This is a genomic window from Pseudomonas salomonii (genome assembly GCF_900107155.1).
GTDB lineage: Bacteria > Pseudomonadota > Gammaproteobacteria > Pseudomonadales > Pseudomonadaceae > Aquipseudomonas > Aquipseudomonas salomonii.
On sequence record NZ_FNOX01000035.1, the window covers coordinates 1 to 1,709 of the forward strand.

General features: G+C 52.0%; 2 protein-coding genes. One reads left to right on the forward strand and one right to left on the reverse strand.

All coding sequences use genetic code 11. From position 1 onward, the window contains the following. The first annotated feature begins 228 nt into the window (after positions 1 to 228). A complete protein-coding gene (locus tag BLV67_RS32850) occupies positions 229 to 696 on the forward strand; it encodes a hypothetical protein (RefSeq protein ID WP_141722695.1) in 468 nt (155 codons plus the stop codon). A gap of 109 nt (positions 697 to 805) precedes the next feature. On the opposite strand, the gene BLV67_RS31965 is transcribed toward BLV67_RS32850, so the two are convergent. Next, positions 806 to 1,564 (reverse strand): hypothetical protein, encoded by a 759-nt coding sequence (locus BLV67_RS31965; RefSeq protein ID WP_083269320.1) that lies wholly within the window; start codon positions 1,562 to 1,564, stop codon positions 806 to 808. Positions 1,565 to 1,709 lie beyond the last annotated feature (145 nt).

Sequence of the window (1,709 nt, forward strand, 5' to 3'; positions counted from 1 at the left end):
TGTTCGCAACTATCACCGTAGACCAAGGGCGGCCTTTTTTCATTTTTTTGTAGTCAGATCAGCCGGTTAGCCGTTAAGTAAGTGCCATTCGGGGCCGGAGGTATAATCACTCTCGTGAAAGAACGTAGAACTATGCGCAGTGTGTAGTTCACTGGATAGGTCTAGCCTTTCATTGTCGAGTTTGGTGGTTGATTTTCTTGTCTAGCTCGGCCCTGTAGGGAGGTGGATATGGTCAAGCCTAACAACGGTCGAGGTAAAAGTGCTAGACGTGCTCAGACTCTTTCACCATATTCTCTTAAATGGTACCAGGCGAAGATTACTTCTTGGGACTTTTCGTGGTCATTTCGAATGGCTACCCGACGCGAAGTATCGTCTGGGGAGGACGCTATCCAAGAATTCGCTGTCCTCACTTTCAAAGGTACTGTGGTTTATCCAGAGGATTTTAAGTATCCGGAGATAGAGATTCAATTGGTGGAAGCTATTGCCTTCATCCAAAATGAGTCTGTTACTCCAAGTGTTGGCTCGATGAGCGCAAATGGTCGATTGCTCTCGGTCTACGTCTCAGTTCCTGTGGAACGGATGAAAACATTGGTGTCCGTTGCCCCTCGAGTGCTGGTCGTTGATTTTCATGCATCGCCTCTACATTATCGTCGAGCGTTGGTAGCGTCGATACAACTAGATACTGAGGTGGAGTAATGTTTGGGCACTGATCAAGGCGTATGTATCGAGTGAGGCAGGCAGGTCATGGTGTCAGGCGATCCCGTGCTAAAGGTGCTAATTTGGCAACGTTGCACTGCACCGAAACTCAGTTCTCCCCATCCAACAACTTAGCCGCCCGGAACCTCTCTTCGAGCACCAGCACCACACCGGGGTAATACCTGGGACCGGAAATGAAGCCTTCATGACCGAGGTGTGGAAAGGTGTAGGCATAACTGGTTTCTTTGCCTCCGGGACGTATAAATCCCCGCTGCCCCTCTAACCAGGTATTTAGCAGCGCCATGACTTGTTCCGGGTCCACCTTCCCTAATTCGCCGGTGACGGCGTTTAGTGGCAGCGAAGGCACGATGAAGGTGGCGGCGAAACGGTGGTCTGTGTCGTTAGCCAGATGCCCGCTGTCCGCCCAGGCAGCCTGCAAGCCCTTGTGCACATTGCGTGTCGGGTTGGAGCGTGGCCCGACCCGTTGCCAAGCTTGCTTGGCCTCGAAACCGAAGCAAACCTTGTGATTGGTGACATAGAGATCACATCGTCCCGGGCGCAGGTCGCCCGATTCCACACCATCGGCTTTAACTTTGTGGCGCTTGCCCGTGGAGAACTCCTCCAAGGCCACCCAGTTTTCCATGGACCAGGCGGCGCCGGCCAGCGAGCTAAGAGTGGCACGCTCGTTGTACCACCAGCAGTTATCGACATACTTATGGATCGCCGCGTAACGCTCCACCATCGCCGTCCATTGCTCCAGTAGAGTCTTAAGTGAACCCTTGGGGGCCTTTACCTTAGTAAGCGATGTCATGTGGGTTCCCTTGTGATCTTCTTGATCGCAGAGTCGGTGGCCATTGATGATTTCCATCTACTTGATTAGTGGCTAAAAGACATAATGCTGTCAATGTAACTGCTACTTGTAGTGGTCTAATGATTCCGGACACCCATTTAGGCGAGAATGCTCGCCACAGAGAGGTGTCTGATGACCAAGCAACGCCGTACCTTTTCCCCTG